The sequence below is a fragment of the Micromonospora arborensis genome (genome assembly GCF_003205615.1).
GTDB lineage: Bacteria > Actinomycetota > Actinomycetes > Mycobacteriales > Micromonosporaceae > Micromonospora > Micromonospora arborensis.
The window spans coordinates 4,564-4,868 of sequence record NZ_PYBV01000054.1; the positions used below are offsets into that span (position 1 = coordinate 4,564).

At 67.9% G+C, this 305-nt stretch carries 1 protein-coding gene; it reads right to left on the reverse strand.

What is annotated here, in order from left to right; genetic code table 11:
• Positions 1-305: sporulation protein (locus tag C7C45_RS30410; protein ID WP_167454878.1), on the reverse strand; the 305-nt coding region annotated here is incomplete at both ends.

Here is a 305-nt window from a genome sequence, read left to right on the forward strand (position 1 = left end):
CCCAGTCCACCCGGTCGACGTCGGTGTGCGACACCTGGTAGCGGCCGAAGGCGTCGTGCCCGGCACTGAGGAACCCGCCGCGCTTGTCGCACTCCAGGATGACCTCCACACCCCGCTGGCTCGTCACGAAGGTCAGCTCGACCTCCCTGATCGTGCTCGCGTACTGCGGCGAGGCGAAGAACTCGATCTCCTGGTAGAACGGCAGCGTCTGCTGGACCCCCCGGATGTGACCGCGCTCCAGGTCGGCGTGCTTGAACCGGAAACCGAGCCGCTGGAACGCCTCCAGGATCCGCTCGTGCACCGGC